This is a genomic window from Ramlibacter sp. AN1015 (assembly GCF_037726105.1).
Lineage (GTDB): Bacteria > Pseudomonadota > Gammaproteobacteria > Burkholderiales > Burkholderiaceae_C > Ramlibacter.
Genome location: NZ_JBBJUM010000007.1, coordinates 63,760 through 85,497, shown reverse-complemented (window position 1 = coordinate 85,497; position 21,738 = coordinate 63,760). Strand labels below are relative to the sequence as shown.

The 21,738-nt window shown below is 70.0% G+C and carries 19 protein-coding genes; 11 read left to right on the top strand and 8 right to left on the bottom strand.

What is annotated here, in order from left to right; all coding sequences use genetic code 11:
• Positions 1-12: 12 nt before the first annotated feature.
• From WG922_RS12745 to mltB, 4 genes are read left to right on the top strand one after another with little or no spacing between them, the layout of a single operon-like run.
• A complete protein-coding gene (locus WG922_RS12745; protein WP_340283034.1) occupies positions 13-933 on the top strand; it encodes an AAA family ATPase in 921 nt (306 codons plus the stop codon).
• Positions 930-1,892 (top strand): DUF58 domain-containing protein, encoded by a 963-nt coding sequence (locus WG922_RS12740; RefSeq protein ID WP_340283033.1) that lies wholly within the window; start codon positions 930-932, stop codon positions 1,890-1,892. The genes WG922_RS12745 and WG922_RS12740 overlap by 4 nt, the downstream gene beginning before the upstream one ends.
• On the top strand, positions 1,886-3,964 hold the full coding sequence (locus WG922_RS12735; RefSeq protein ID WP_340283032.1) for a transglutaminase family protein: 2,079 nt from the start codon (positions 1,886-1,888) through the stop codon (positions 3,962-3,964). The genes WG922_RS12740 and WG922_RS12735 overlap by 7 nt, the downstream gene beginning before the upstream one ends.
• Positions 3,965-3,967: 3 nt before the next feature.
• The gene (mltB, locus tag WG922_RS12730) at positions 3,968-5,221 is read left to right on the top strand and encodes a lytic murein transglycosylase B (protein WP_340283031.1); all 1,254 of its coding nucleotides are present in this window, start codon (positions 3,968-3,970) and stop codon (positions 5,219-5,221) included.
• A gap of 52 nt (positions 5,222-5,273) precedes the next feature.
• Here mltB and WG922_RS12725 read toward each other — a convergent pair whose 3' ends face one another.
• The 4 genes from WG922_RS12725 to WG922_RS12710 form a co-directional block, all read right to left on the bottom strand.
• Entirely contained in the window at positions 5,274-6,143 is an 870-nt protein-coding gene (locus WG922_RS12725; protein ID WP_340283030.1) for a hypothetical protein, read from the bottom strand.
• 232 nt (positions 6,144-6,375) lie between these two features.
• Complete coding sequence (locus tag WG922_RS12720) at positions 6,376-7,566, bottom strand: MFS transporter (protein WP_340283029.1); 1,191 nt, start codon at positions 7,564-7,566, stop codon at positions 6,376-6,378.
• Entirely contained in the window at positions 7,566-8,663 is a 1,098-nt protein-coding gene (gene aroC, locus WG922_RS12715) for a chorismate synthase (RefSeq protein ID WP_340283028.1), read from the bottom strand. The genes WG922_RS12720 and aroC overlap by 1 nt, the downstream gene beginning before the upstream one ends.
• A gap of 101 nt (positions 8,664-8,764) precedes the next feature.
• On the bottom strand, positions 8,765-9,229 hold the full coding sequence (locus tag WG922_RS12710) for a CBS domain-containing protein (RefSeq protein WP_340283027.1): 465 nt from the start codon (positions 9,227-9,229) through the stop codon (positions 8,765-8,767).
• A gap of 89 nt (positions 9,230-9,318) precedes the next feature.
• On the opposite strand from WG922_RS12710, the gene WG922_RS12705 reads away from it, so the two are divergent.
• Genes WG922_RS12705 through WG922_RS12695 form a run of 3 tightly spaced genes read left to right on the top strand, consistent with a single transcriptional unit; the run spans position 9,319 to position 12,718 of the window.
• A complete protein-coding gene (locus WG922_RS12705; RefSeq protein WP_340283025.1) occupies positions 9,319-10,623 on the top strand; it encodes an O-acetylhomoserine aminocarboxypropyltransferase in 1,305 nt (434 codons plus the stop codon).
• The gene (locus tag WG922_RS12700; RefSeq protein ID WP_340283024.1) at positions 10,623-11,435 is read left to right on the top strand and encodes an alpha/beta fold hydrolase; all 813 of its coding nucleotides are present in this window, start codon (positions 10,623-10,625) and stop codon (positions 11,433-11,435) included. The genes WG922_RS12705 and WG922_RS12700 overlap by 1 nt, the downstream gene beginning before the upstream one ends.
• Positions 11,432-12,718: a cytochrome P450 gene (locus WG922_RS12695; RefSeq protein WP_340283022.1), complete on the top strand. Its 1,287-nt coding sequence runs from the start codon at positions 11,432-11,434 to the stop codon at positions 12,716-12,718. The genes WG922_RS12700 and WG922_RS12695 overlap by 4 nt, the downstream gene beginning before the upstream one ends.
• 87 nt (positions 12,719-12,805) lie before the next feature.
• Here the strand turns inward: WG922_RS12695 and WG922_RS12690 are convergent, their stop codons facing one another.
• Complete coding sequence (locus tag WG922_RS12690) at positions 12,806-14,008, bottom strand: YihY family inner membrane protein (RefSeq protein ID WP_340283021.1); 1,203 nt, start codon at positions 14,006-14,008, stop codon at positions 12,806-12,808.
• 23 nt (positions 14,009-14,031) lie between these two features.
• On the opposite strand from WG922_RS12690, the gene WG922_RS12685 reads away from it, so the two are divergent.
• From WG922_RS12685 to WG922_RS12670, 4 genes are all read left to right on the top strand, one after another.
• On the top strand, positions 14,032-14,442 hold the full coding sequence (locus WG922_RS12685; protein WP_340283020.1) for a DUF2069 domain-containing protein: 411 nt from the start codon (positions 14,032-14,034) through the stop codon (positions 14,440-14,442).
• Positions 14,439-15,851: an FAD-binding oxidoreductase gene (locus WG922_RS12680; RefSeq protein ID WP_340283019.1), complete on the top strand. Its 1,413-nt coding sequence runs from the start codon at positions 14,439-14,441 to the stop codon at positions 15,849-15,851. Before WG922_RS12685 ends, WG922_RS12680 begins: the two co-directional genes overlap by 4 nt.
• 149 nt (positions 15,852-16,000) lie before the next feature.
• Complete coding sequence (locus tag WG922_RS12675; protein ID WP_340283223.1) at positions 16,001-16,774, top strand: thymidylate synthase; 774 nt, start codon at positions 16,001-16,003, stop codon at positions 16,772-16,774.
• On the top strand, positions 16,774-17,331 hold the full coding sequence (locus tag WG922_RS12670; protein ID WP_340283018.1) for a dihydrofolate reductase: 558 nt from the start codon (positions 16,774-16,776) through the stop codon (positions 17,329-17,331). Before WG922_RS12675 ends, WG922_RS12670 begins: the two co-directional genes overlap by 1 nt.
• A 148-nt stretch (positions 17,332-17,479) precedes the next feature.
• Here the strand turns inward: WG922_RS12670 and WG922_RS12665 are convergent, their stop codons facing one another.
• From WG922_RS12665 to WG922_RS12655, 3 genes are all read right to left on the bottom strand, one after another.
• Positions 17,480-18,673 (bottom strand): PAS domain-containing sensor histidine kinase, encoded by a 1,194-nt coding sequence (locus WG922_RS12665; protein ID WP_340283017.1) that lies wholly within the window; start codon positions 18,671-18,673, stop codon positions 17,480-17,482.
• The gene (locus WG922_RS12660) at positions 18,663-19,469 is read right to left on the bottom strand and encodes an alpha/beta fold hydrolase (protein WP_340283016.1); all 807 of its coding nucleotides are present in this window, start codon (positions 19,467-19,469) and stop codon (positions 18,663-18,665) included. The genes WG922_RS12665 and WG922_RS12660 overlap by 11 nt, the downstream gene beginning before the upstream one ends.
• A gap of 155 nt (positions 19,470-19,624) precedes the next feature.
• Entirely contained in the window at positions 19,625-21,709 is a 2,085-nt protein-coding gene (locus WG922_RS12655; protein ID WP_340283015.1) for an ATP-binding protein, read from the bottom strand.
• Between the last annotated feature and the right edge of the window lie 29 nt (positions 21,710-21,738).

Here is a 21,738-nt window from a genome sequence, read left to right as displayed (position 1 = left end):
TAACGTCGGGCCATGCAAGCGCAACGTCAACTCGCAGGGCTGCTCGATCAGCTTAACACGGTGATCGTGGGCAAACCGGACCAGGTCCGCGACTGCGTGGCCTGCCTGCTGGCCGGCGGCCACCTGCTGATCGAGGACGTTCCCGGCGTCGGCAAGACCACTCTGGCGCACGCCCTCGCCCGGGCCTTCGGTCTGCAGTTTTCGCGCGTGCAGTTCACCGCCGACCTGATGCCCAGCGACCTCTCCGGCGTCTCGGTCTACGACCGCGGGCGCGAAGACTTCGTCTTTCACGCGGGGCCGGTGTTCGCGCAGGTGCTCCTGGCCGACGAGATCAACCGCGCCAGCCCCAAGACCCAGAGCGCACTGCTCGAAGCGATGGAGGAACACCAGGTCACCATCGATGGCGAGACGCGGCCGCTGCCCTCGCCCTTCTTCGTCATCGCCACCCAGAACCCGATGGACCAGCTCGGCACCTTCGCGCTGCCCGAGTCGCAGCTCGATCGATTCCTCATGCGCATCTCGCTGGGCTTTCCCGACCGAGCCGCCGAGCGCGAGCTGCTGCGCGGCGAGGACCGCCGCGAGATGGTCCACGGCATGCGCGGCACGCTCACGCCCGAGGCGCTGTCCGAGCTGCAGGCGCGGGTGCTGCAGGTACATGCCGCAGACAAGCTGCTCGACTACGTGCAGGACCTGGTGGCCGCCACGCGCTCGGGCCGCTGGTTCCTGCAGGGGCTGTCGCCCCGCGCGGCCATCGCCGTGCTGCGCGCGGCCAAGGCCCAGGCGCTGCTCGGCGGGCGCGACTACGTGGCGCCCGACGATATCCAGGCCGTCCTGCCACAGACCATCGCCCACCGGCTGCAGCCCGTCGGCGGCGCCGGCCGCGGCGCGGTGGAACAGGTGCGGGCCCTGCTGGAGGCCGTGCCGCTGCCGTGAGCTCCCTCCCCGCGCGAACGTCGCTGCGAGGCTGGCTGCACGCCCGCCTGCCCTTGACCGACAACCTGCTGCTGACGCAGCGCAACGTCTACGTCCTCCCCTCGCGCGCCGGCTGGCTGCTGCTGGCAACGCTCGCCGTCCTGCTGCTCGCCTCGATCAACTACCAGCTCAGTCTGGGTTATCTGTTCACGTTCCTGCTGGCCGGGTGCGCCGTGGTCGGCATGCACCTCGGGCACGCCACGCTGCGCGGGATGCGCCTGGGCCTGGAGACGCCGGCGCCTCAGTTTGCCGGGGCCAGCGCCGTGCTCGGCGTGGTCCTCACCAACGAAGGCCGGCGCATGCGCCACGCCATCGGCCTTGCGCTGCTCGATGCGCCCACGGCGGATCGATGGAGCTGGACCGACGTCGCGCCACAGGCCAGTGCCACCGTGCGCGTGTCCTTCCAGCCTACGCGGCGCGGCCTGCACCGGGTGCCGCCACTGGTCGCCGAAACGCGGTTCCCGATGGGCGCCTTCCGCATCTGGACGGTGTGGAAGCCGGCCGCCCAGGTGCTCGTGTGGCCGGCGCCCGAGGCGCATCCTCCTCCGCTGCCCCAGCCGCCACCCGGCGCATCCGGCGCTCCCGCCCCCCACCGCGCCCGTCAGGTGGGTGAGTTCGAGGGCGTGCGCAGCTACCGCCGCGGCGATTCGCTGGGGCAGGTGGTCTGGAAGAAGGCGGCACGCACGGGCGAACTGGTCAGCCGCGACAGCCAGCCGGCTCGCCGCGGCGAGCTCTGGCTGGATATCGCGAGCGCAGGCGACGGCGACATCGAGCAGCGCCTCGCACGCCTGACCGCCTGGGTGCTGCAGGCCGAGCGCCTCGGGCTGCGCTATGGCCTGCGCGTGCCGGGCCGCCAGATCGCGCCAGACGCCGGCGAAGCCCACAAGCGGCACTGCCTGGAGGCGCTGGCCCTATGTTGACCGCTGCCCTGCCACGCTTCGGCCGGCCATTTTCCGCGCTGCCGCGCGAAGGCCGCGACACCCTGTTCCTGCTGGCCGTGATCGGCTGGATCGTGCTGCCGCACACCGCGCGCCTGCCCTGGTGGTGCAGCGTGCTGGTGATCGCGATGCTCGGCTGGCGCGGATGGCTCGCCGTCACGAGCCGGCCGCTGCCCCGAAGCCGCTGGCTGGTAGGTTTGCTGGCGCTGGCGGTCGCGGCGGCGGCGCTCTCGCACGGCACGCTGCTGGGGCGCGATGCCGGCGTGACGCTGGTGGTCGTGCTGCTGTCGCTCAAGACGCTCGAGCTGCGCGCGCGCAGGGACGCCTTCGTGGTGTTCTTCCTCGGCTTCTTCACCATGCTCACCAACTTTTTCTTCTCGCAGTCGCTCGCCACGGCGATTGCGATGCTGGTGGGCCTGATGGGGCTGCTCACGGCGCTGGTGAACGCCCACCTGCCGGTGGGGCGGCCGCCGCTGCTGCAGTCCGCCCGCACCGCCGGATGGATGGCGCTGCTGGCGCTGCCGGTGATGGCCGTGCTGTTCGTGCTGTTTCCGCGGTTCGGACCCTTGTGGGGCATCCCCGCGGACGCCATGAGCGGACGCAGCGGCCTGAGCTCGAGCATGGAAGTGGGCAACGTGGCACGGCTGGCCCTGGACGACAGCATCGCGATGCGCGTGCGCTTTCGCGGGGAGGCTCCCGCGCGCAGCGAGCTGTATTTCCGCGGACCCGTCCTGACGCGATTTGACGGCCGCAACTGGCAGCCGCTCTATGGCACCGCGGCGCGGCTGCCGCCGCCCGGTCTGGTCGAACGCCGCAGCGCAGTACGCTTCGCAGGCGAACCGCTGCACTACCAGGTCACGCTCGAGCCGAACAACCGTCCCTGGCTGCTCACGCTCGACGTCGCAGGCGGGGCGCCGGACGTGGCAGGGCAGCGTGCGATCGGCACGCCCGAGCTGCAGTGGCTGCTGCCCCGGCCGGTGACCGACCTGCTGCGCTACGACGCCCACAGCTACCTGCGGTGGACGCAGGGGCCCCTGGGCAGCGCCGCGGCCCTGCCGCCCGAATACCGCGAACTGCCACCCGGCATGAATCCCCGAACGCTGCAGCTGGCCACCGACCTCATGCGCGAATCCCCCGCCCCGCCCGAAGACAAGGCGGCGCTGGTGCGCACAGCGATGCAGCGACTGCGCACCGGCGGCTATCGCTACACCCTCGAGCCGGGCCTGTACGGTGAGCACACCGCCGACGAGTTCTGGTTCGACCGCAAGGAGGGCTTCTGCGAGCACATCGCTTCGGCCTTCGTCGTGCTGATGCGCGGCATGGACATCCCGGCGCGCATCGTCACCGGCTACCAGGGCGGCGAGCGCAACCCGATCGACGGTTACTGGGTCGTGCGGCAAAGCGACGCCCACGCCTGGACCGAGGTCTGGCTGGCCGGTCAGGGCTGGGTGCGGGTCGATCCCACCACGGCCGTTGCGCCGGGTCGCATCGGCGCGCTGCAGCGCCTGCAAGCCCCGCCCGGCGTGCTGGCCAGCGCCATGATCACGATGAGCCCCGATCTCGCCGCCACGCTGCGCGCGGGCTGGGAGGCCATCAACAACGCCTGGAACCAGCGGGTGCTGAACTACACGCACAGCCGCCAGATGGACCTGCTGCGCAAGCTCGGCTTCCGTGCACCGGGCTGGGCCGACCTGGCCTACACGCTGATCCTGCTGGTGGTCGCGGTGTCCGCCGCCGGCGCGGCCTGGGCTGCCTGGGAGCGGCACCGCCAGGATCCCTGGCTGCGCTTGCTGGCGCGTGCGCACCAGCGCCTGCACCGCGCCGGCCTCGTGTTGCCCGCCACCCACGGCCCCCGGCAGCTCGCCACGGCCGCCACCACACGTTTCGGCGCAGCGGCCTCGCCGCTGGCAGACTGGTTGATACGCCTCGAGGCGCAACGCTACGCTGCGACACCCGGCCCCTCCCTCGCCGCTTTGCGGCGTGAGTTCAAGCACCTGCCATGGCCGGAGCCGCAGCCCGGAAACCGGCCACCGCCCCAGCCCCAGACCACCTGATCGATGCTCCGCCACCTCGCCACCAGCCTGATCGCCGCCGCCGCGCTCACCCTGTGCCTGCCAGGCACTGCGCAGCCCACCGGGGTTCCCGCTCAAGGAACGCCGTCGCCCAAACAGACGCCCAAGCAAGCGGGGGCGCAGAAGGCTCCGGGTTCCAAAGGTGCCGCGCATGCGACCGAGCGCAGGAAAGCCACACCGAAGCAGGCAGCCGCGCCACAGAACAAGGGCCGCCCGGTCGCCAAGAAGGTGGCCGCCAGTGCCGCCGAGCGTCGCAGCGGCGGCGCCCGGCAAGGCATTCCCTACTCCGGCAGCGAGGAAGCAATGCGCTTCGCCGAGGAGGTCGCCGAGCGGCGCGGGCTCGACCCGGCATGGACCCGCCGCGCCATCGGCGAGGCGCGCCAGCTCTCCGTGGTGCAGCGCCTGATGCAGCCCGCCGCGCCCGGCACGCGCAAGAACTGGGCGGTCTACCGCAGCCGCTTCATCGACCCCGTTCGCATCGACGCGGGCGTGCGCTTCTGGCAGGAGCACCGCGCCACGCTGGAGCGCGCCGAGCGCGAATGGGGCGTGCCGGCCGACATCATCGTCGGCATCATCGGCGTGGAGACCCTGTACGGGCGCCACATGGGCGACTTCCGCGTGATCGACGCCCTCACCACCCTGGCGTTCGACCACCCGCCCCAGCATCCGCGCGCGGCCGAGCGGGCGGCGTGGTTTCGAAGCGAGCTCGAGCAATTCCTCTCGACCCAGCACCGCCGCGGCGCCGACCCGCTGCTGCCCCTGGGCAGCTTCGCCGGCGCCATGGGCCTGCCGCAGTTCATGCCGAGCAGCTGGGTGAAATGGGCGGTTGATTTCGACGGCGATGGCACCGTGGACCTGCGCAACAGCCCGGCCGATGCGATTGGCTCGGTGGCCAGCTACTTCAAGGGGCACGGCTGGCAGACCGGCATGCCGACGCACTACCCGGTCCGCTTCGATCCCGAGCGGCTACAGCTGGACGCGCTGCTGGCGCCGGACATCCTGCCGACCTTCCCGGTGGCGCGCTTCACGGCGCAAGGCGCGCTGCTGGAGGGTGCGGCACTCGAGCACACCGGACCGCTGGCGCTGGTCGAACTGCAGAACGGCGAAGCGCCCCCCAGTTTCGTTGCGGGCACCGAAAACTTCTACGTGATCACGCGCTACAACCAGTCCAGCTACTACGCCATGGCCGTGATCGAGCTGGGTGCGGCGGTGGCGCAGCAGATGCGGTTGCAGCCTTGAGCGGTCGCCGTGGCCGCCAGATGACGCGGCCACCGCGTAGAGCGAGGCGCGCTCACACAGGTGGGTGGAGTAGCACGGGCTGGGGCTCGATGTGCCGGGTGAACCTGATCGGTCCGAGCAGCCGTGGCGGCATGTCGGCGCCGACCATGACGGACATCGTCGCGGTCATCATCGATCGCGATGGATCGAGTGCCGTGACGTCCTCCCCGCCGATCTGGGTCAGGCCGGCCGGGTACATGCCGATCGCGGTGCGGGTCAGAACGAAGTCGATCTGCGCGCGGCCTGGTGCGACGCGCTGAATCGAGTAGGAGCATTCCTCCTCCGCAGGCATCAGCACGACGGGTTGCTCCTTGTCGAGAATCGGAGTCGTTTCGTGCGTCAATGCCTTTTGGAGGGGTGCCATGCCGCCTTGGTGCGCGACGTGGGTGACCGCATACAGCAGCTCGTCGCTTCCGAGATGGTTCCTGAGCTCGCGCAGCGCCTCCTGAACTGCGGCGGTCCGTTCGGGCGAATTGATCGAAGTCGTCTGGTTGATGTTCAAGCTTGGCTTGTCATCCGGTCCGAACCGATAGGTGTCCCGCTCCAGGTCCTTGACGAAATCTTTGTGGATCTGCAGCTCCATACCCTTGTGGCCTGCTGCCGCGGGCACCTTGAAGTTGACGGCGGCCCGGCCCTCCCGCCCGATATCGTCGAAGCCTTTTCGCACCAGTGCAGTGAACCGCTGCCCCCTGCTCTGCGGAACCAGCGACAGCGCGTCGAGCGAGAGCCGCGGCAGCCGGCGCTGGAACGCCACCAGGCGGGCGCTGAACTTCGCATAGCTCTGTCGCAGCTGGGCGAGCAGCCCCTTCGGCGGCTGGCTTGCCGCAGGCGATTGCAGGTGCCGCGCTTGGGAAACGCTGGTGGAGCGGGGATCGATTGGCATGGTGGGTCTTTCTGTGAAAGGCCCCGGGTCAGTGACCGAACCAGCGCCCCGTATCCCGCCTTTGGCGAAAACGATGCCCACCTCTCATGGTTACGTCAGCGTGGAGCGGTATACGTCTGCGTGCCATTGCGTCACTTCGAGCCGGGGCTGGATCCGATCCACACGGCCCTGTTGCTGCGCTGCTGTGCGGCATGTGGCGTTCACGTCGGTCCGCGTCGCCACCAGCCCGGCCTCAACCCACGCCGGCGCCGCGTTCCTCCAGCCGCAGCACTTTCAGGGCACACGCCGTGGCGAGCAGCCCCAGCACGGTGGCGACCGCGTACATGCTCACGTAGCCCCAACGCGACACCAGCTGCCCACCCGCCAGCACGCCGACCACCCCGCCGATGCCATAGCCGATGACGGTGAACAGCGCCTGCCCACGCCCGCGCAGCCGACCCGGGAAATGCCGCGTCACCATGGCGATGCAGGCCGTATGGTGCGTGGCGAAGGTGAGCGCGTGCAGCACCTGCGCCGCGAACAGCGCCAGCAGCCAGTCGGCAGCGCCGGCGATCAGCGCCATGCGCAGCGCCGTGGCGGCGCCGCAGATCACCAGCCAGCGCGACATGGGAAAGCGCTTGATCAGCCGTCCCTGCCAGTAGAACCACAGGATCTCGACCAGCACCGAAACCGCCCAGAGCACGCCGATCATGGCCTTGCTGTAGCCGCGCGCGTCGAGGTAGAGGGAGATGAAGCCATAGACCGCAAAGTGCGCGGTGACGTGGAAGAACAGTGAAGCGAAGAACCAGCGCACCGCCGGCTGGCGCAGCACCGGCAGGATGGGCGCGCCGGCTGCCGAGCCGACCACCGGCGCGTCGCGCGTATCGGGCAGCCACCAGGTGCATGCCAGCACCAGGCCCAGCGTGAACAGCGTCCAGCCGGGAAAGTGGCCCATGCCGAAACGCTCGAACCAGGCGCCCGCCACGAACACGGTGACCATGAAGCCCACCGAGCCCCACAGCCGCACGCGCCCGTAGCGGCCCCAGTCGCCGGCGACGAGCTGCGCCATGGCGGCTTCGGTCAGCGACATCATCGAGCCGGTGTGCGTGAACATGAGCAGCAGCACCAGCCCGATCCAGACCGGCCCACCTGCAACCCACAGGCCGAGTGACGCCAGCAGCGCGACCAGTGCGCTCAGGCGCAGCAGGCGCACCCGCTCGCCGGTGCGGTCGCTCAGCGCGCCCCAGGCATAGGGCGCGAACACCCGTGTGACCGACTGCGTCGCCACCAGCAGGCTGATGACGACCACCGGCAACCCGAGGTGCTTGAGCCACAGCGGCAGGTAGGGATTGAAGAAGCCAATGTGCGCGAAATAGCTGGCCGACAGCCCGGCGAACGGTGCGAGCTGCCGCACCAGCGGCGCGGCCGGCGCAGGCGCCGCCATCAGAGGAAGGACGCCTGGATCGCGGGTACGGGCGGATTGACGTCGCCGTTCTGCGCCCTTTGATGCAATGCGTGCTCGATGACGACCAGCGCCAGCATGGCTTCGGCGATGGGCGTGGCGCGGATGCCGACGCAGGGGTCGTGTCGGCCCTTGGTTACCACCTGCGTGGCTTCGCCGCGCGCATTGATGGTGTCGCGCGGGCTGATGATGGAACTGGTCGGCTTGATGGCAATGGAGACTTCGAGGTCCTGCCCGGTGCTGATGCCGCCGAGCACGCCGCCGGCGTTGTTGCTGGCGAAGCCCTGCGGGGTGAGCGAGTCGCCGTGCGTGGTGCCGCGCTGGGTGACGCTGGCGAAGCCCGCACCGATCTCGACGCCCTTGACGGCGTTGATGCCCATCATCGCCCAGGCGATGTCCGCGTCGAGCTTGTCGAACAGGGGCGCCCCCAGCCCGACCGGCATGCCCGTGGCGGTGACCCGCAGGCGCGCGCCGCACGAATCGCCGCTCTTGCGCAGCGCGTCCATGTAGGCCTCCAGCCGGGAGACGTCGGCGACCGGAGCGAAGAAGGGGTTGCGGGGAACGTGATCCCAGCTTTCGAACGGAATGTCGATTTCGCCGATCTGCTGCATGCAGCCGCGGAACTGCGTGCCGTAGCGCTGGCGCAGCCACTTCTTGGCCACGGCGCCGGCCGCGACCATCGGAGCCGTGAGCCGCGCCGAAGACCGCCCGCCGCCGCGCGGGTCGCGCAGGCCGTACTTCTGCATGTAGGCGTAGTCGGCATGGCCGGGGCGGAAGGTCTGGGCGATGTCGCCGTAGTCCTTGCTGCGCTGGTCGGTGTTGCGAATGAGCAGGCAGATGGGCGTGCCGGTGGTCTGGCCTTCGTAGGTGCCCGAGAGGATCTCGACCTGGTCGGGCTCCTGGCGCTGCGTGACGTGGCGGCTGGTGCCCGGACGGCGACGGTCGAGGTCAGGCTGGATGTCGGCCTCGCTCAGCGCCAGGCCCGGAGGGCACCCATCGATCACGCAACCGATCGCCGGGCCGTGGGATTCTCCGAAGTTGGTGACCGCGAACAGGGAGCCGAAGGTGTTGCCGCTCATAGGATGAAGAGGTTGCGCTCGGCGCAGCGGCCGCGCTCACCCGGCGCGGACCATCTCGGCCGAGCCGGAATTATCCCCGGGGCGCCCGCCCCGGCGGCTTGCTAAAGCTGGGCAGAGGGCTGTGCGTCTTCGCTGCTGGGCCAGTCGCGGATGTAGGCCTTGAGCATGCGGTTCTCGAAATTCTGGCTGTCCACCACCGCCCGGGCGACGTCGTAGAAGCTGATCACCCCCATGAGCATCCGACGGTCCATGACGGGCATGTAGCGGGCATGGCGATCGAGCATCATGCGGCGGACTTCGTCGAGCTCGGTCTCCGAGGTGCAGGTAAGCGGATGGTCGTCCATGGCGCTGCGCACCAGCGTGCTGCCCACGCCGCCGTTGTTCTTGACGATGCACTGGATCACCTCGCGGAAGGTGAGCATGCCGACGAGGTCCCCGTGCTCCATCACGACCAGGGAACCGATGTCCTTCTCGGCCATGATCTCGATCGCGCGGGCCATGGGTTCGTCGGGAGCGACCGTGTAGAGCGTATTGCCCTTCACGCGCAGGATGTCGCTGACTTTCATGGGGTGTCTCCAGGGTGGCAGCACGCTGCCGGTCCGGATGAATATAGCCCACAATGCCGGGCACAACCATCAGGAGCGGAGACACGTTCATGCCCGGCTATTCGGATCCCGGCTTCGACACCCTCGCGCTGCATGCCGGCGCCGCGCCCGATCCGGCCACCGGCGCCCGCGCGGTCCCGATCCACCTCAGCACCTCCTTCGTCTTCGAATCGAGCGATCACGCCGCGGCGCTGTTCAACCTCGAGCGTCCCGGACACGTCTACTCGCGCATCAGCAATCCCACGAACGCGGTGCTCGAGCAACGCATCTCGGCGCTCGAGGGCGGCATCGGCGCCATCGCCACGGCCAGCGGCCAGGCGGCCCTGCACCTGGCCATCGCCACGCTCATGGGCGCCGGCGGGCACATCGTGGCCAGCACCGCGCTTTATGGCGGCTCGCACAACCTGCTGCACTACACCCTGCGGCGCTTCGGCATCGAAACCACCTTCGTTCGCCCCGGTGACATCGACGGCTGGCGCGCCGCCGTGCGCCCCGAGACGCGGCTGCTGTTCGGGGAGACGGTGGGCAACCCCGGCCTGGAGGTGCTGGACATTCCCAGCGTGGCGGCCATCGCCCACGAGGCCGGCGTGCCGCTGCTGGTCGATTCCACCCTCACCTCGCCGTGGCTGATGAAGCCGCTGGCACTGGGCGCCGACCTCGTCTATCACTCCGCCACCAAATTCCTGTCGGGCCACGGCACCGTCATCGGCGGCCTGGTGGTCGATGGCGGCAGCTTCGACTGGGAAGGCCCGCGCACCGCGGGGCGCTTCGCCGAACTCACCGCGGCCTACGCGGGCTTTCATCAGATGGTCTTCACCGAGGAGTCCACCGTCGGCGCCTTCCTGCTGCGCGCGCGGCGCGAGGGCCTGCGCGACTTCGGCGCGTGCATGAGCCCGCACACCGCCTGGCTCATCCTGCAGGGCATCGAGACGCTGCCCCTTCGCATGGAGCGGCACATAGCCAACACCGCACGTGTGGTGGAGTTCCTGGCCGCGCAGCCCTTCGTCGCGCGGGTGGGCCATCCCATGCTCGAATCGCACCCGAGCCATGCCCTCGCGCGCACCCTGCTGCCGCGCGGTGCCGGCGCCGTCTTCAGCTTCGACCTCAAGGGCTCGCGCGAGCAGGGCCGTCGCTTCATCGAGTCGCTCAAGGTGTTCAGCCATCTGGCCAACGTGGGCGACTGCCGCTCCCTGGTGATCCACCCGGCCAGCACCACCCATTTCCGCATGAGCGACGAGGCGCTGGCCGATGCCGGCATCGGTCCCGGCACGATCCGGCTGTCGATCGGACTCGAAGACCCCGACGACCTGATCGACGACCTCAAGCGCGCCCTGCGTTCGGCGGAGAAACTGTGATGGGCGCCCGCTTCGAGGTGCAGGGGCACGCCGCCTACTGCTACACCGGCGGCCGGGCCTTCGACGCGCTGCTGCCCACCGTGGTGTTCGTGCACGGCGTGCTCAACGACCACAGCGTCTGGGGCCTGCAGTCGCGCTATCTCGCGCACCACGGCTTCAACGTGCTGGCGCCCGACCTTCCCGGCCATGGCCGCAGCGCCGGCGAGCCGCCACGCAGCGTGGCGCAGGCGGCCGACTTCGTCCTCGCGCTGCTCGACGCCGCCGGCGTGCAGCAGGCCGCTCTGGTAGGCCACAGCTTCGGCTCGCTCGCGGCGCTGGAAGCCGCGGCGCGCGCGCCGGATCGCGTGAGCCGCCTCGCGCTGCTGGGCACCGCCTATCCGATGAAGGTGTCCGACGCGCTGCTGCAGGCCGCGCGCGAGCAGCCGCTGCGCGCGATCGAGATCACCAACACCTATTCGCACTCCACCCTCGCGCCGCCGCCCTCGGCACTCGGCCCCGGCACCTGGCTGTACGGCCATTCCCGCGCGCTGATGCGGCGCGTGCTGGCGAGCAACCCGCGCGTCAACGTCGCCGAGACGGGTTTCGGCGCCTGCCATGCGTACGAAGGCGGCGACGACGCCATCGAGCGCGTGCGTTGCCCGGTGCTGTTCCTGCTCGGCGAGCGCGACGCCATGACCCCGCCGCGCGCGGCGCGCAGCCTGCAGGCGCGCGCGCGCGAGTCCCGCACCGTGCTGGTGGATGCCGGCCACAGCCTCATGGCCGAAGCGCCCGACGCGGTGCTGGCGGCCCTCAAGACCTTCCTCGCGCCATGAACGGCTTCGCCATCACGCCCCCCATGTCGCCCGAGCGCGCGCGCGCCATCGCCGACAGCTTCGACCTGCGCGCCCTGCCGCCCGACTTCTACGCCAACCCTTATCCCGTCTATGCGGCGCTGCGCGCCCGCGAGCCGGTGCGCGCCATGCCCGACGGCTCCTGGTTCCTCACGCGCCATGCCGACCTCAGCGCCGTGTACCGCGACGCCCAGTGCTTCAGCTCGGACAAGCAGGTCGAGTTCGCCCCGAAGTACGGCAGCGCCTCTCCGCTGTTCGAGCACCACACCACCAGCCTGGTGTTCAACGACCCGCCGTTGCACACCCGGGTGCGCCGGCTGATCATGGGCGCGCTCACGCGCCGCGCCATCGCCCACATGGAGCCCGGCCTGGTGAGCCTGGTCGATAGCCTCCTCGAGCGCCTGGCCGAGCGTGGGGGCGGCGACCTCATCGACGACTTCGCCGCGGCGATACCCGTCGAGATCATCGGCAACCTGCTGGGCGTTCCCCACGCCGACCGCGCACCGCTGCGCGACTGGTCGCTGGCCATCCTGGGCGCGCTGGAGCCACGCCTCACGCCCGAACAGCAGGCCCGCGGGGACACGGCCGTGCGCGATTTCACCGCCTACCTGCGCACCCTGGTCGCCGAGCGCCGGCGCCGCCCCGGCGATCCCGAGCACGACGTGCTCACCCGGCTCATCCAGGGCGAATCGGCCGGCGAGCAGCTCAGCGAAGCCGAACTGCTGCAGAACTGCGTGTTCATCCTCAACGCCGGCCACGAGACCACCACCAACCTGATCGGCAACGCACTCGTGGCGCTGCAGGAATGGCCCGAGCAGCGCAGCGCCCTGGTGGCCGACATCGCCGCCCATGCGCCCGACGACGAGGGCCTCGCGCAGCGGCTGGACCGCGCGGTCGATGAGTTCCTGCGCTTCGAATCGTCCAACCAGCTGGGCAACCGCCGCGCCCTGCACGCCTGCGAGGTGGGCGGCGTGCCGCTGCCCGAGGGCGCGCTGGTCACGTTGTGCATAGGCGCCGCCAACCGCGATCCGGCGCAGTTCGCCGACCCGGACCGTCTCTGCCTGGACCGCGAAGACAACCGGCACCTGGCGTTCGGCTTCGGCATCCACCAGTGCGCCGGCCTCAGCCTGGCACGCCTGGAGGGGCGCATCGCCATCGGCCGCTTCCTGCGCCGTTTCCCCGACTACCGTTTGACCGAGTCTCCCGTACGCGGCGGGCGTGCGCGCTTCAGGGGGTTCCTGCAGGCGCCCTTCGCGCTGGGTTGAACCCGGGCACGGCGCGGTGCGGTGCGCGACGAGGGCAGGCACCTGAGAAGCTCATGGGCATCGGCATGGACACCGGCGAGCTTCCGCTCAGATCGCATCCCGCAGGTAGACGCTGGAGAGCCGACCGCTCCGCCAGAGCCGTTCGGTCGCTTCGGTCGAGGGCAGCAGCAGCTGGCGCATCAGCGGCTCCAGGGCCGTCGATTGCACATCCGCCAGCAGGATGAAGCGCCCGTCGTGGCTATGCTCCGGCTCGTCCAGGCGCGCGATCCAGTCGAGCGCCAGCAAGGTCTCCAGCACCGGCTCGAGCTGCAGGTCGGTCACCTGCAGCTGCAACGTGAGTTCGGCCATGTTCAAGCCGCGCCGCGCGCCCGGGCGCGCACGCTCCAGCGCCTGCAGCACCTGCAGCGCCAGCTGGAACTGCCAGGCGTGGCCTTCGGCTCGCCGGTGCGGCCCGGCCGTGAGCGACGGCAGGTAGGCCGTGAGCACGGCGCCGAGCAGCACCACCAGCCAGGCCACGTAGATCCACACGAGCAGGATCGGCACCGTGGCGAAAGCGCCGTACACGGCCGAATACGCCGGCACCGCCTCGATGTAGAGCGCCAGCAGCTGGCGCGCCAGCTCGATGCCGAGCGCCGCGAACACACCACCGGCCCAGGCATGGCGGGCACGCACGGGAGCGTTCGGAACGAAGCGGTACAGCGCCGCGAGCCCACCCGCGAGCAGCAGCAGCTCGAACCAGTCGAGCACGACCAGCACGACCGCGGGCAGCGCCGCCACGAAGCCGCGCGAAGCCGACATGACGTAGGAGCTGATGCTCACGGATGCCCCCATCAGCAGCGGCCCCAGCGTGAGCGCCGCCCAATAGAGCAGCACCTGCCGCCCGAGAGGCCGCGGCCTGCGAACCCGCCAGATGCCATTGAGCGTACGGTCGATGGTCACCACCAGGGACAGCGCCGTGAGCAGGAGGACAGCCAATCCGACCACCCCGAGCCGGTTCGCCTGGCCCGCGAACTGGGTCAGGTAGCGCATCACCTGGCGCGAGATCGCGTCGGGCACCAGGCTCTGTACCAGCCAGATCTGCAGGCTGCCCTGGAGCTTCGAGAACAGGGGAAAAGCGGTGAACACGGCCAGCACCACGGTGAAGAACGGGACCAGGGCAATGGTGGTCGTGAAGGTGAGGCTGCCGGCCGACTGCGCGAGGCGGTCTTCACCGATCCGCGTGCGCAGCGTCTGCGCCGCCGAGCGCCAGGGGAAGCGCGCGAGGGACTGGATCAACTGCCGGGGTGTCATCGGCCGCTATGATGCCAGCGCCCATGCATGCCCCCGCCCCTTCCGACGCCGCCACGGCGTCCGGCCACCACGCCCCCGCTCCGGCAACGGTCCTTCTCAGCCGACGCCTGGCCGTGGCCTGCCTGCTCGGGCTCATCGTCCTGAGCCTGGCCTGGGAGCTCTGGCTGGCGCCCCTGCGTCCCGGTGGCAGCTGGCTCGCGCTGAAGGCGCTGCCCCTGTGCCTGCCGCTGGCCGGCCTGCTGCGCCACCGCATGTACACCTATCGCTGGGTGAGCCTGCTGGTGTGGCTCTATTTCACCGAAGGCGTGGTGCGCGCCTGGAGCGACCGGCCCCCGTCGTCCTGGCTGGCGCTGGTCGAAGTGCTCCTGTGCCTCGGCCTGTTCGCCGCCTGCGTCCTGCACGTGCGCACCCGGCTGCGCAGGAACACTCCATGAACGATCTGATCTCCCAACTGCAATCCCTGGTGGGCGCGGCCCACGTGCTGGTCGGCGGCGACCTCAGCGCCTACGAGCTCGACTGGCGCCGGCGCCAGCACGGCAAGGCCTTCGCGGTGGTGCGCCCCGCCAGCACCGCCGAGGTCGCCGCGGTCGTGCGCGCCTGCGCCGCCGCCGGCACGCCCATCGTGCCGCAGGGCGGCAACACCGGCATGGTGGTGGGCTCCACGCCCGACACCTCGGGCACCCAGGTGGTTCTGAGCCTGCAGCGCATGCAGGCCGTGCGAGACCTGGACAGCGCCAACCTCACCGTCACGGTGGAAGCGGGCTGCGTGCTGCAGTCGCTGCAGGAGCGCGCGCGCGAGGCCGGCCTGCTGTTTCCGCTGAGCCTGGCCGCCGAAGGCAGCTGCACCATCGGCGGCAACCTGGCCACGAATGCCGGCGGCACGCAGGTCCTGCGTTACGGCAACACGCGCGACCTGTGTCTGGGGATCGAAGTCGTCACACCGCAGGGCGAAACCTGGGAAGGCCTGTCGGGCCTGCGCAAGGACAACACCGGCTACGACCTGCGGGACCTGTTCATCGGCAGCGAAGGCACGCTGGGCGTCATCACCGCCGCGACGCTGAAGCTCTATCCGCTGCCGGCCGCCACGCTCACCGCCTGGGCTGCGGTCCCCACGATGGAAGCCGCGGTGCAGCTGCTCACGATGGCACGGCGCAAGCTGGGAGCGGGCCTGACCGGCTTCGAGGTCATGGGGCAGTTTGCACTTTCGCTGGTTGCGCGCCATTACCCGCAAATGCGCGTGCCCTTCGTGCAGGACAGCCCCTGGTGCGTGCTGCTCGAGAACGCCGACCACGAATCCGAGGAACATGCACGCGCGCAGTTCGAATCGCTGCTCGAAGCGGCGCTGGAAGCCGGCTGCGCCACCGACGCGGTCGTGGCCGAGAACATCGCCCAGGCACGGCAGCTGTGGCACGTGCGCGAAAGCATTCCGCTGGCCCAGGCCGAAGAGGGCCTGAACATCAAGCACGACATCTCGCTGCCCATCTCGAGCATCCCGGCTTTCTGCGCCGAGACCGACGCGCGGCTGGTGCGCGAGATTCCCGGGGTGCGGCTGGTGAACTTCGGCCACCTGGGCGACGGCAACCTGCACTACAACGTGCAGGCGCCCGAAGGCGGCGACGCGGTCGCCTTCCTGCGCGAGCGCGAGCACGCGGTCAACGACCTGGTGCACAGGCAGGTGGCGCGTTTCAAGGGCTCCATCTCGGCCGAACACGGAGTGGGCAGCCTCAAGGTGGACAGCCTGCCCACCTACAAGAGCGCGGTGGCGCTGTCCATGATGCGCGCAGTGAAGCGGGCGCTGGACCCGGCCAACCTCATGAACCCGGGCAAGGTCTTGCGGCTCTGAGCCGCGGCGCGGGCACGGCGCGCGCGTTTGCGCCGGACCGCTGCGCGTATCATCGCCCCGCTCCCCGCCTGCCCCATTTCCCTACCGCCCCGCCGGAAGACCACGCCGTGACGCCGCCCCGCCCCGTTCGCAGCCAGTACGAAGACTTCATGCGCCATGTCTACACGCATGGCACCCCCAAGACCGACCGCACCGGCACCGGCACGCGCAGCGTGTTCGGCCACCAGATGCGCTTCGATCTTCAAGAGGGCTTTCCGCTGGTGACCACCAAGAAGGTGCACCTGAAGTCGATCATCCACGAGCTGCTGTGGTTCCTGGAGGGATCGAGCGACAACAACCGGCTGCGCGCGCGCGGCGTCACCATCTGGGACGAGTGGGCGCGCGAAGACGGCGACCTCGGCCCCGTGTATGGCGTGCAGTGGCGCAGCTGGCCCACGCCCGAGGGCGGCCACATCGACCAGATCGCCGAGGCGGTCAAGACCATCCGCACCAACCCCGACTCGCGCCGCATCATCGTGAGCGCCTGGAACGTCGCCGACATCCCGAAGATGGCGCTGGCGCCCTGCCACGCGTTCTTCCAGTTCTACGTGGCCGACGGCCGGCTCTCCTGCCAGCTCTATCAGCGCAGCGCCGACATCTTCCTGGGCGTGCCGTTCAACATCGCGAGCTACGCCCTGCTCACGCACATGCTGGCGCAGCAATGCGACCTGCAGGTGGGCGACTTCATCTGGACCGGCGGCGACTGCCACATCTACAGCAACCACCACGAGCAGGTCGAGTTGCAGCTCTCGCGCGCGCCCTACCCCTACCCCACCCTCCACCTGCGTCGGCGGCCGCCCTCGATCTTCGAGTACGCCTTCGAGGATTTCGAGGTGCTCGACTACCAGTGTCACGGCCCGATCAAGGCGCCGGTGGCGGTCTGATGCGCCTCGGCCTCGTGTACGCCCGGGCGCGCAACGGCGCCATCGGCCTGAAAGGCGCGCTGCCCTGGCACCTGCCCGAGGACCTCGCCCACTTCAAGGCGCTCACGCAGGGCTGCCCGGTGATCATGGGTCGCAAGACCTGGGACTCGCTGCCTGCGCGCTTTCGTCCGCTGCCGGGGCGCCGCAACATCGTGGTGACGCGCCAGGCCGCCTGGAGCGCAGACGGTGCCGAACGCGCGTGCTCCCTGGACGAGGCGCTTGCCCGCTGCGCCGACGCGCCCCAGGCGTGGGTCATCGGCGGCGCCCAGCTCTACGCGCAGGCGCTGCCGCACGCCCGCGTCGTCGAGGAAACGCAGATCGATGCCGACTTCGAAGGCGATGCCTTCGCGCCGGCGCTCGACGCCGACTGGGTCGAGCGCCGGCGCGAGTCGCGATCCGCGGCCAACGGCCTGCGCTTCGCCTTCGTCACCTGGGTGCGCGGGAGTGATCCAGGCAGCCGGGATGCTGCGGATCCTTCGCACGCCTGGGCCGGCAGCGCGGGGCACGCGGGCCGCTGAATCCGCCGGTACCGCGAACTGCGAATTGCTTTGACCGGTGACCGGTGACCGGTGACCGGTGATCGCAAGATCCGCGAATCGCGTACGCAAAGATCCAGACGCCGGATCCTTGCGAGCAGGACGCGACGCGGATCTGGTGCCCCGCCCCTCAGGCCGGGTCCGGGTCGCCGGCAGCGGGGCCGGCGGCCTGCAGCGGCTGCGGCACGTCCACGCTGAAGGTCGTGCCTGCAGCGGCGCTCGACTCCACCTGCACCTGGCCGCCATGCGCCCTGGCGATCTCACTGACGATGTAGAGCCCCAGGCCGACGCTGCGCGTCGCGCTCGCATCGGAATGGCCCCTCGACAGCGGCTCGAACAGGCGGGCGCGAAGCTCCTCGGGGATGGGCTCGCCTTCGTTGTGGACCTGCAGGATGAAACGGTCGCGGGCGCAGAGCGAGCGCACCGTGACCGGCGCGTCCGGGCGGCCGTAGGCCATCGCATTGCCCACCAGGTTGCCGAGCAATTGCACGATGCGGTCGGGATCGGCCTGCACATCGCCGGCGCCCTCCTGGACGTGTCGCAGCGTACGCCCGAGAAATGCCAGCCTCAGCTCCTCGACCGCCTCGGCCACCTGCGCATGCAGTGCCATCGGTCGCGGGGACACGCTGACGCCGCCCCCGAGCCGCGCCTGGGTGAAGTCCAGCAGGTCACCGATCAGGCGGTGCGCTCGCTCGCCCGCCCGCTGGATACGCTCGATGACCCGTTGCTGCTGCGGCGCCGGATCGAAGCGCGCCAGCAGCTGTGCGCCGGTGTGGATGGTGGACAGCGGGTTGCGCAGGTCGTGGCTCACGATGCCGATCATCTGCTCTGCGAACAGCGCCCGGTCCTTGGCCTCGTCCTCGAGCCGCCGGGCCTGCGCAACGGCCGCTTCCAGGCGCTTGCGTGCAAGCACCAGCTCGCGTTCATAGGCGTCCCGGTCGCGGGCAATGTAGATGGCGATGTGGTGGACCACGACCCCCTCTTCCTCGCGCCGCACCGCGTTCATCACCGTCGGAATGCGCTGTCCATCGCGATGCACGAGTTCTAGTTTGACCTCGGAGATCGAGCCCTGCATCTGCAGCAGCGGCGTCCAATGCGTCTGGTGGAAGATGCGTCCCCCCATCGTGAGCAGCTCCTGCAGCCGCACGCGGCCGACGAGTTCGTCGGCATCGCGCCCCAGCCACCGGCACAGGGTGGCATTGACATAGAGCAGCTTGCCCTGCGCGTCGGTCTGGGCCAGGCCGCAGGCGGCCTCGTCAAGCGCCTTCAGCGCCCGCGCCAGCCGCGCGGCGAGGGCGGATTCCGGTGGCAGGCTAGATCCCATGCGCCTCGAGGAAGGAATCGATGGCGTCGCTACAGGCGCCCGGAGCGCTCATGTGGGGACAGTGCCCCTGGTTGTCCACCACCACGAGGGTGCTGCGCGGCAAGGTGCGGTGCATGTAATCACCGACGCAGCGCGGCGCGATCAGGTCCTCGCTGCACTGCACGATCAGGGTCGGCGCCGTCAGGCGCGGGAGGTCGGCGCGGTTGTCGGACATGAAGGTGACGCGCGCGAACTGCTTGGCGATCTCCGGGTCGGTGCGGCAGAAGCTGTTGGCCAGCTCGGCGCCCAGCTCAGGGCGGTCGGGCGCGCCCATGATGGCGGGCGCCATGGTCGAGGACCAGCCGAGATAGTTGCTGTCCAGCGTGTCGAGCAAGCCCTCGATGTCGCTGCGCTCAAAGCCGCCGACGTAGTCGCCGTCGTTGATGTAGCAGGGCGAGGGGCCGACCATGACGTGGGCCGCGAACAGGTCGTTGTCCTCGCGCAGGTGGGCCAGCATGCCGATCATCGCGCTCACCGAATGGCCGACGAAGACACGCGGCCCTTGTCCGTACGCCTGCGCGATCTCCAGCACGTCGTCCGCGTACCCCTGCAGCGAGGCGTATTTGGCGCGGTCGTACGCGCGCAGATCGGAGTTCCCACTGCCCACCAGGTCGAACAGGACGGTGCGGTAGCGCGCGGCGAATGCGGGCTGCAGAAAGCGCCACATGTTCTGGTCGCAGCCGAAGCCGTGCGCGAAAAACAGGGTGGCCGGGCCCTCACCCGAAACCTTGACGTTGTTGCGTTGTTGGATGTTCATGTTCGGCACGCATAGTGCCCGATTGGAGTGTGCACCGCGCACCATAGCCGAGCCAGCCCGCTGCCGTGTCGGCCGCATCCCGCAACGGCGTAGGACAGCGCCCCATGTCGAATTTGTCGCGGTTGCGGCGAATGAGCGCGCCGTCGATCCGGCACTCACACCACCGTCGGGAGCAGCACGCGAAAGCGCGCGCCCTGATCCAGCCCCGGGCTGGTGGCTTCCACGCACCCCCCATGCAGTTCGGCCAGCCGCTTGACGACCGTTAGCCCCACGCCGAGACCTCCACGCGAGCGCGCAAGCCCCCTCTCTGCCTGGGCGAACAGCTCGAAGATCTGCGCCAGGAACTCTGGCGCTATGCCGATGCCGCTGTCCTCGACGAGCAGTTCCGCATGGCCCTCGCACCGTCGCAGCACGACGGTGATTTGTCCGCCCGCGTCGGTGTACTTCGCCGCGTTGCCGAGCAGGTTGACAGCAATTTGCTCGAGACGGGCCGCGTCGCCGTGTACGGGCAGCTCCTGGTCGCTGCGCTCCACGCGCAGCTGCAAACCCTTCTCATCCAGCAGCGGCTGAACCGTCTCGGTGGCGCGATCAACCACTTGGCGCAGGTCCAGGCGTTCGCGACGCAGGGTCACCAGCCCGCGTGTCACCCGGGAAACGTCGAGCAGGTCATCGACCAGCCCGGTGAGCTGGCGCGTCTGCCGCCCGAGGATCTCCAGGCTGCGGGCGAGCTCCGGCCCCTTCGCCTTGCTGCGCATCAGCCACCAGGCATTGCTGATCGCGGCCAGCGGATTGCGCAGTTCGTGGGCGAGCATGGCCAGGAATTCGTCCTTGCGACGGTCCGCCTCGCGCAGCGCGCCCTCCGCCATCTTCAGGTCGTGGATATCCATGGACACCCCGAACCAGCGAACCGGATCGCCCGTGCGGGCACCGCGCTGCGGCACGCCCCGCACCAGGAACCAGCGGTACTCGCCCTGCGCGGACCGGATGCGGTGCTCGACCAGAAAGTGTTCGCCGCTGACCAGCGCGGCCTCGAAGCGCGTGACGGTGCGCTCCACGTCCTCGGGGTGGACGAACCGCTGCGCGACCTCCGCCGCGGTGGCCGGCGCCTCCTCGCCGGTGTAGAGCGTCCATTGACGATTGAAGAACTCGGAATTGCCCTGCGCGTCGGTGATCCACACGACCTGCGGCACGGAGTCGGCCATCATGCGGAACCGCTCTTCGCTGCGCACCACCTGGTCGTACAGCCGCGCGTTCTCGATGGCAGCGGCGGCGCGGCTTGCCAGCGCCTCCGCCAGCGGGATGTCGTCGGCGCCGTAGCGACGCTCGAGCACATAACCCAGGCTGATCACACCGACGGTGACGGATCCGCTGAGCATGGGCACCGCCAGATGCGAGCGCACCCCCAGCCGCCGCAGCAGTTCAGCATGCTCGGCGCCCACGGAACGTGAGGCAGCCATGACGGCATCCACCTGCGCCAGCAGCTCGGGGCGTCCGCTGTCGAGCACCCGCCGTGCCGGCTGCGGCGAGCCGGGCACCGGGGGATGCCGCAGCATGTCGTCCATGATGGGCTGGCCCAACGGGCTCGCATGGGCCGCGGCCACGCGCCGCACCGACCCGTCGGGCTCGAGAAGATCGACGATGCAGAAATCGGCCAGCGTGGGGGTCGCCAGGCGCGCGAGGCGACTCAGCGTCTGGTTGAGGTCGAGGCTGGTGGAGAGCATCCGACTGGCCTCGGACAGGAACTCCGCGCGCCGTGCCGCCGCCTCCGCGCGCTCGCGCGCCTCCTGGGCTTCCGTCACGTCGCTGAAGACGAACAGCACGTTGGTCACCTCGCCCCCATGGCTGCGCAGCGGCACCAGCTCGGCGGCGACGGCAATACGCCGCCCATGCGCGATGCGCACATTGGTCAGCTCGCGCACGTCGTACCAGACGGGCGGAATGGTGACGCGATCCCCGGCGAAGGCGCGCCGCACCTCACCGAGCAGGCCGGCGCGTTCGAGCACGGTGTCCTCGAGCACGTTGTAGCTCGAGGTCGGCACGGCCCCGAAGAGCCGCGTGTGCATCGGGTTGACCAGCACACAGCGGCCGCTGCCGTCGTACAACTGCAGCCCGACGGGCGCACTGCGGAAGATCTCCTCGAGCAGCCGCGCGGGGGACCCGATCGCATCGAGCTGCCCTGTCAGTGCATCGCCGTGAGGGGCCCTGCGGTCGTCCGCATGCTGGTCGTTCTCGTGCGCCACGGAAGCAGTGTAGGGGCTGCGCCGCTCGA

Bases quoted from the DNA above. Each gene is read 5' to 3' on its own strand.
- WG922_RS12725 (WP_340283030.1), bottom strand. From the start codon at position 6,143: ATGCCAATCGATCCCCGCTCCACCAGCGTTTCCCAAGCGCGGCACCTG.
- WG922_RS12690 (WP_340283021.1), bottom strand. From the start codon at position 14,008: ATGACACCCCGGCAGTTGATCCAGTCCCTCGCGCGCTTCCCCTGGCGC.
- WG922_RS12670 (WP_340283018.1), top strand. From the start codon at position 16,774: ATGCGCCTCGGCCTCGTGTACGCCCGGGCGCGCAACGGCGCCATCGGC.
- WG922_RS12675 (WP_340283223.1), top strand. From the start codon at position 16,001: ATGCGCCATGTCTACACGCATGGCACCCCCAAGACCGACCGCACCGGC.
- WG922_RS12705 (WP_340283025.1), top strand. From the start codon at position 9,319: ATGCCCGGCTATTCGGATCCCGGCTTCGACACCCTCGCGCTGCATGCC.
- WG922_RS12720 (WP_340283029.1), bottom strand. From the start codon at position 7,566: ATGGCGGCGCCTGCGCCGGCCGCGCCGCTGGTGCGGCAGCTCGCACCG.
- WG922_RS12735 (WP_340283032.1), top strand. From the start codon at position 1,886: ATGTTGACCGCTGCCCTGCCACGCTTCGGCCGGCCATTTTCCGCGCTG.
- WG922_RS12660 (WP_340283016.1), bottom strand. From the start codon at position 19,469: ATGAACATCCAACAACGCAACAACGTCAAGGTTTCGGGTGAGGGCCCG.
- WG922_RS12700 (WP_340283024.1), top strand. From the start codon at position 10,623: ATGGGCGCCCGCTTCGAGGTGCAGGGGCACGCCGCCTACTGCTACACC.
- aroC (WP_340283028.1), bottom strand. From the start codon at position 8,663: ATGAGCGGCAACACCTTCGGCTCCCTGTTCGCGGTCACCAACTTCGGA.
- WG922_RS12695 (WP_340283022.1), top strand. From the start codon at position 11,432: ATGAACGGCTTCGCCATCACGCCCCCCATGTCGCCCGAGCGCGCGCGC.
- WG922_RS12745 (WP_340283034.1), top strand. From the start codon at position 13: ATGCAAGCGCAACGTCAACTCGCAGGGCTGCTCGATCAGCTTAACACG.
- WG922_RS12685 (WP_340283020.1), top strand. From the start codon at position 14,032: ATGCATGCCCCCGCCCCTTCCGACGCCGCCACGGCGTCCGGCCACCAC.
- WG922_RS12680 (WP_340283019.1), top strand. From the start codon at position 14,439: ATGAACGATCTGATCTCCCAACTGCAATCCCTGGTGGGCGCGGCCCAC.
- mltB (WP_340283031.1), top strand. From the start codon at position 3,968: ATGCTCCGCCACCTCGCCACCAGCCTGATCGCCGCCGCCGCGCTCACC.
- WG922_RS12665 (WP_340283017.1), bottom strand. From the start codon at position 18,673: ATGGGATCTAGCCTGCCACCGGAATCCGCCCTCGCCGCGCGGCTGGCG.
- WG922_RS12710 (WP_340283027.1), bottom strand. From the start codon at position 9,229: ATGAAAGTCAGCGACATCCTGCGCGTGAAGGGCAATACGCTCTACACG.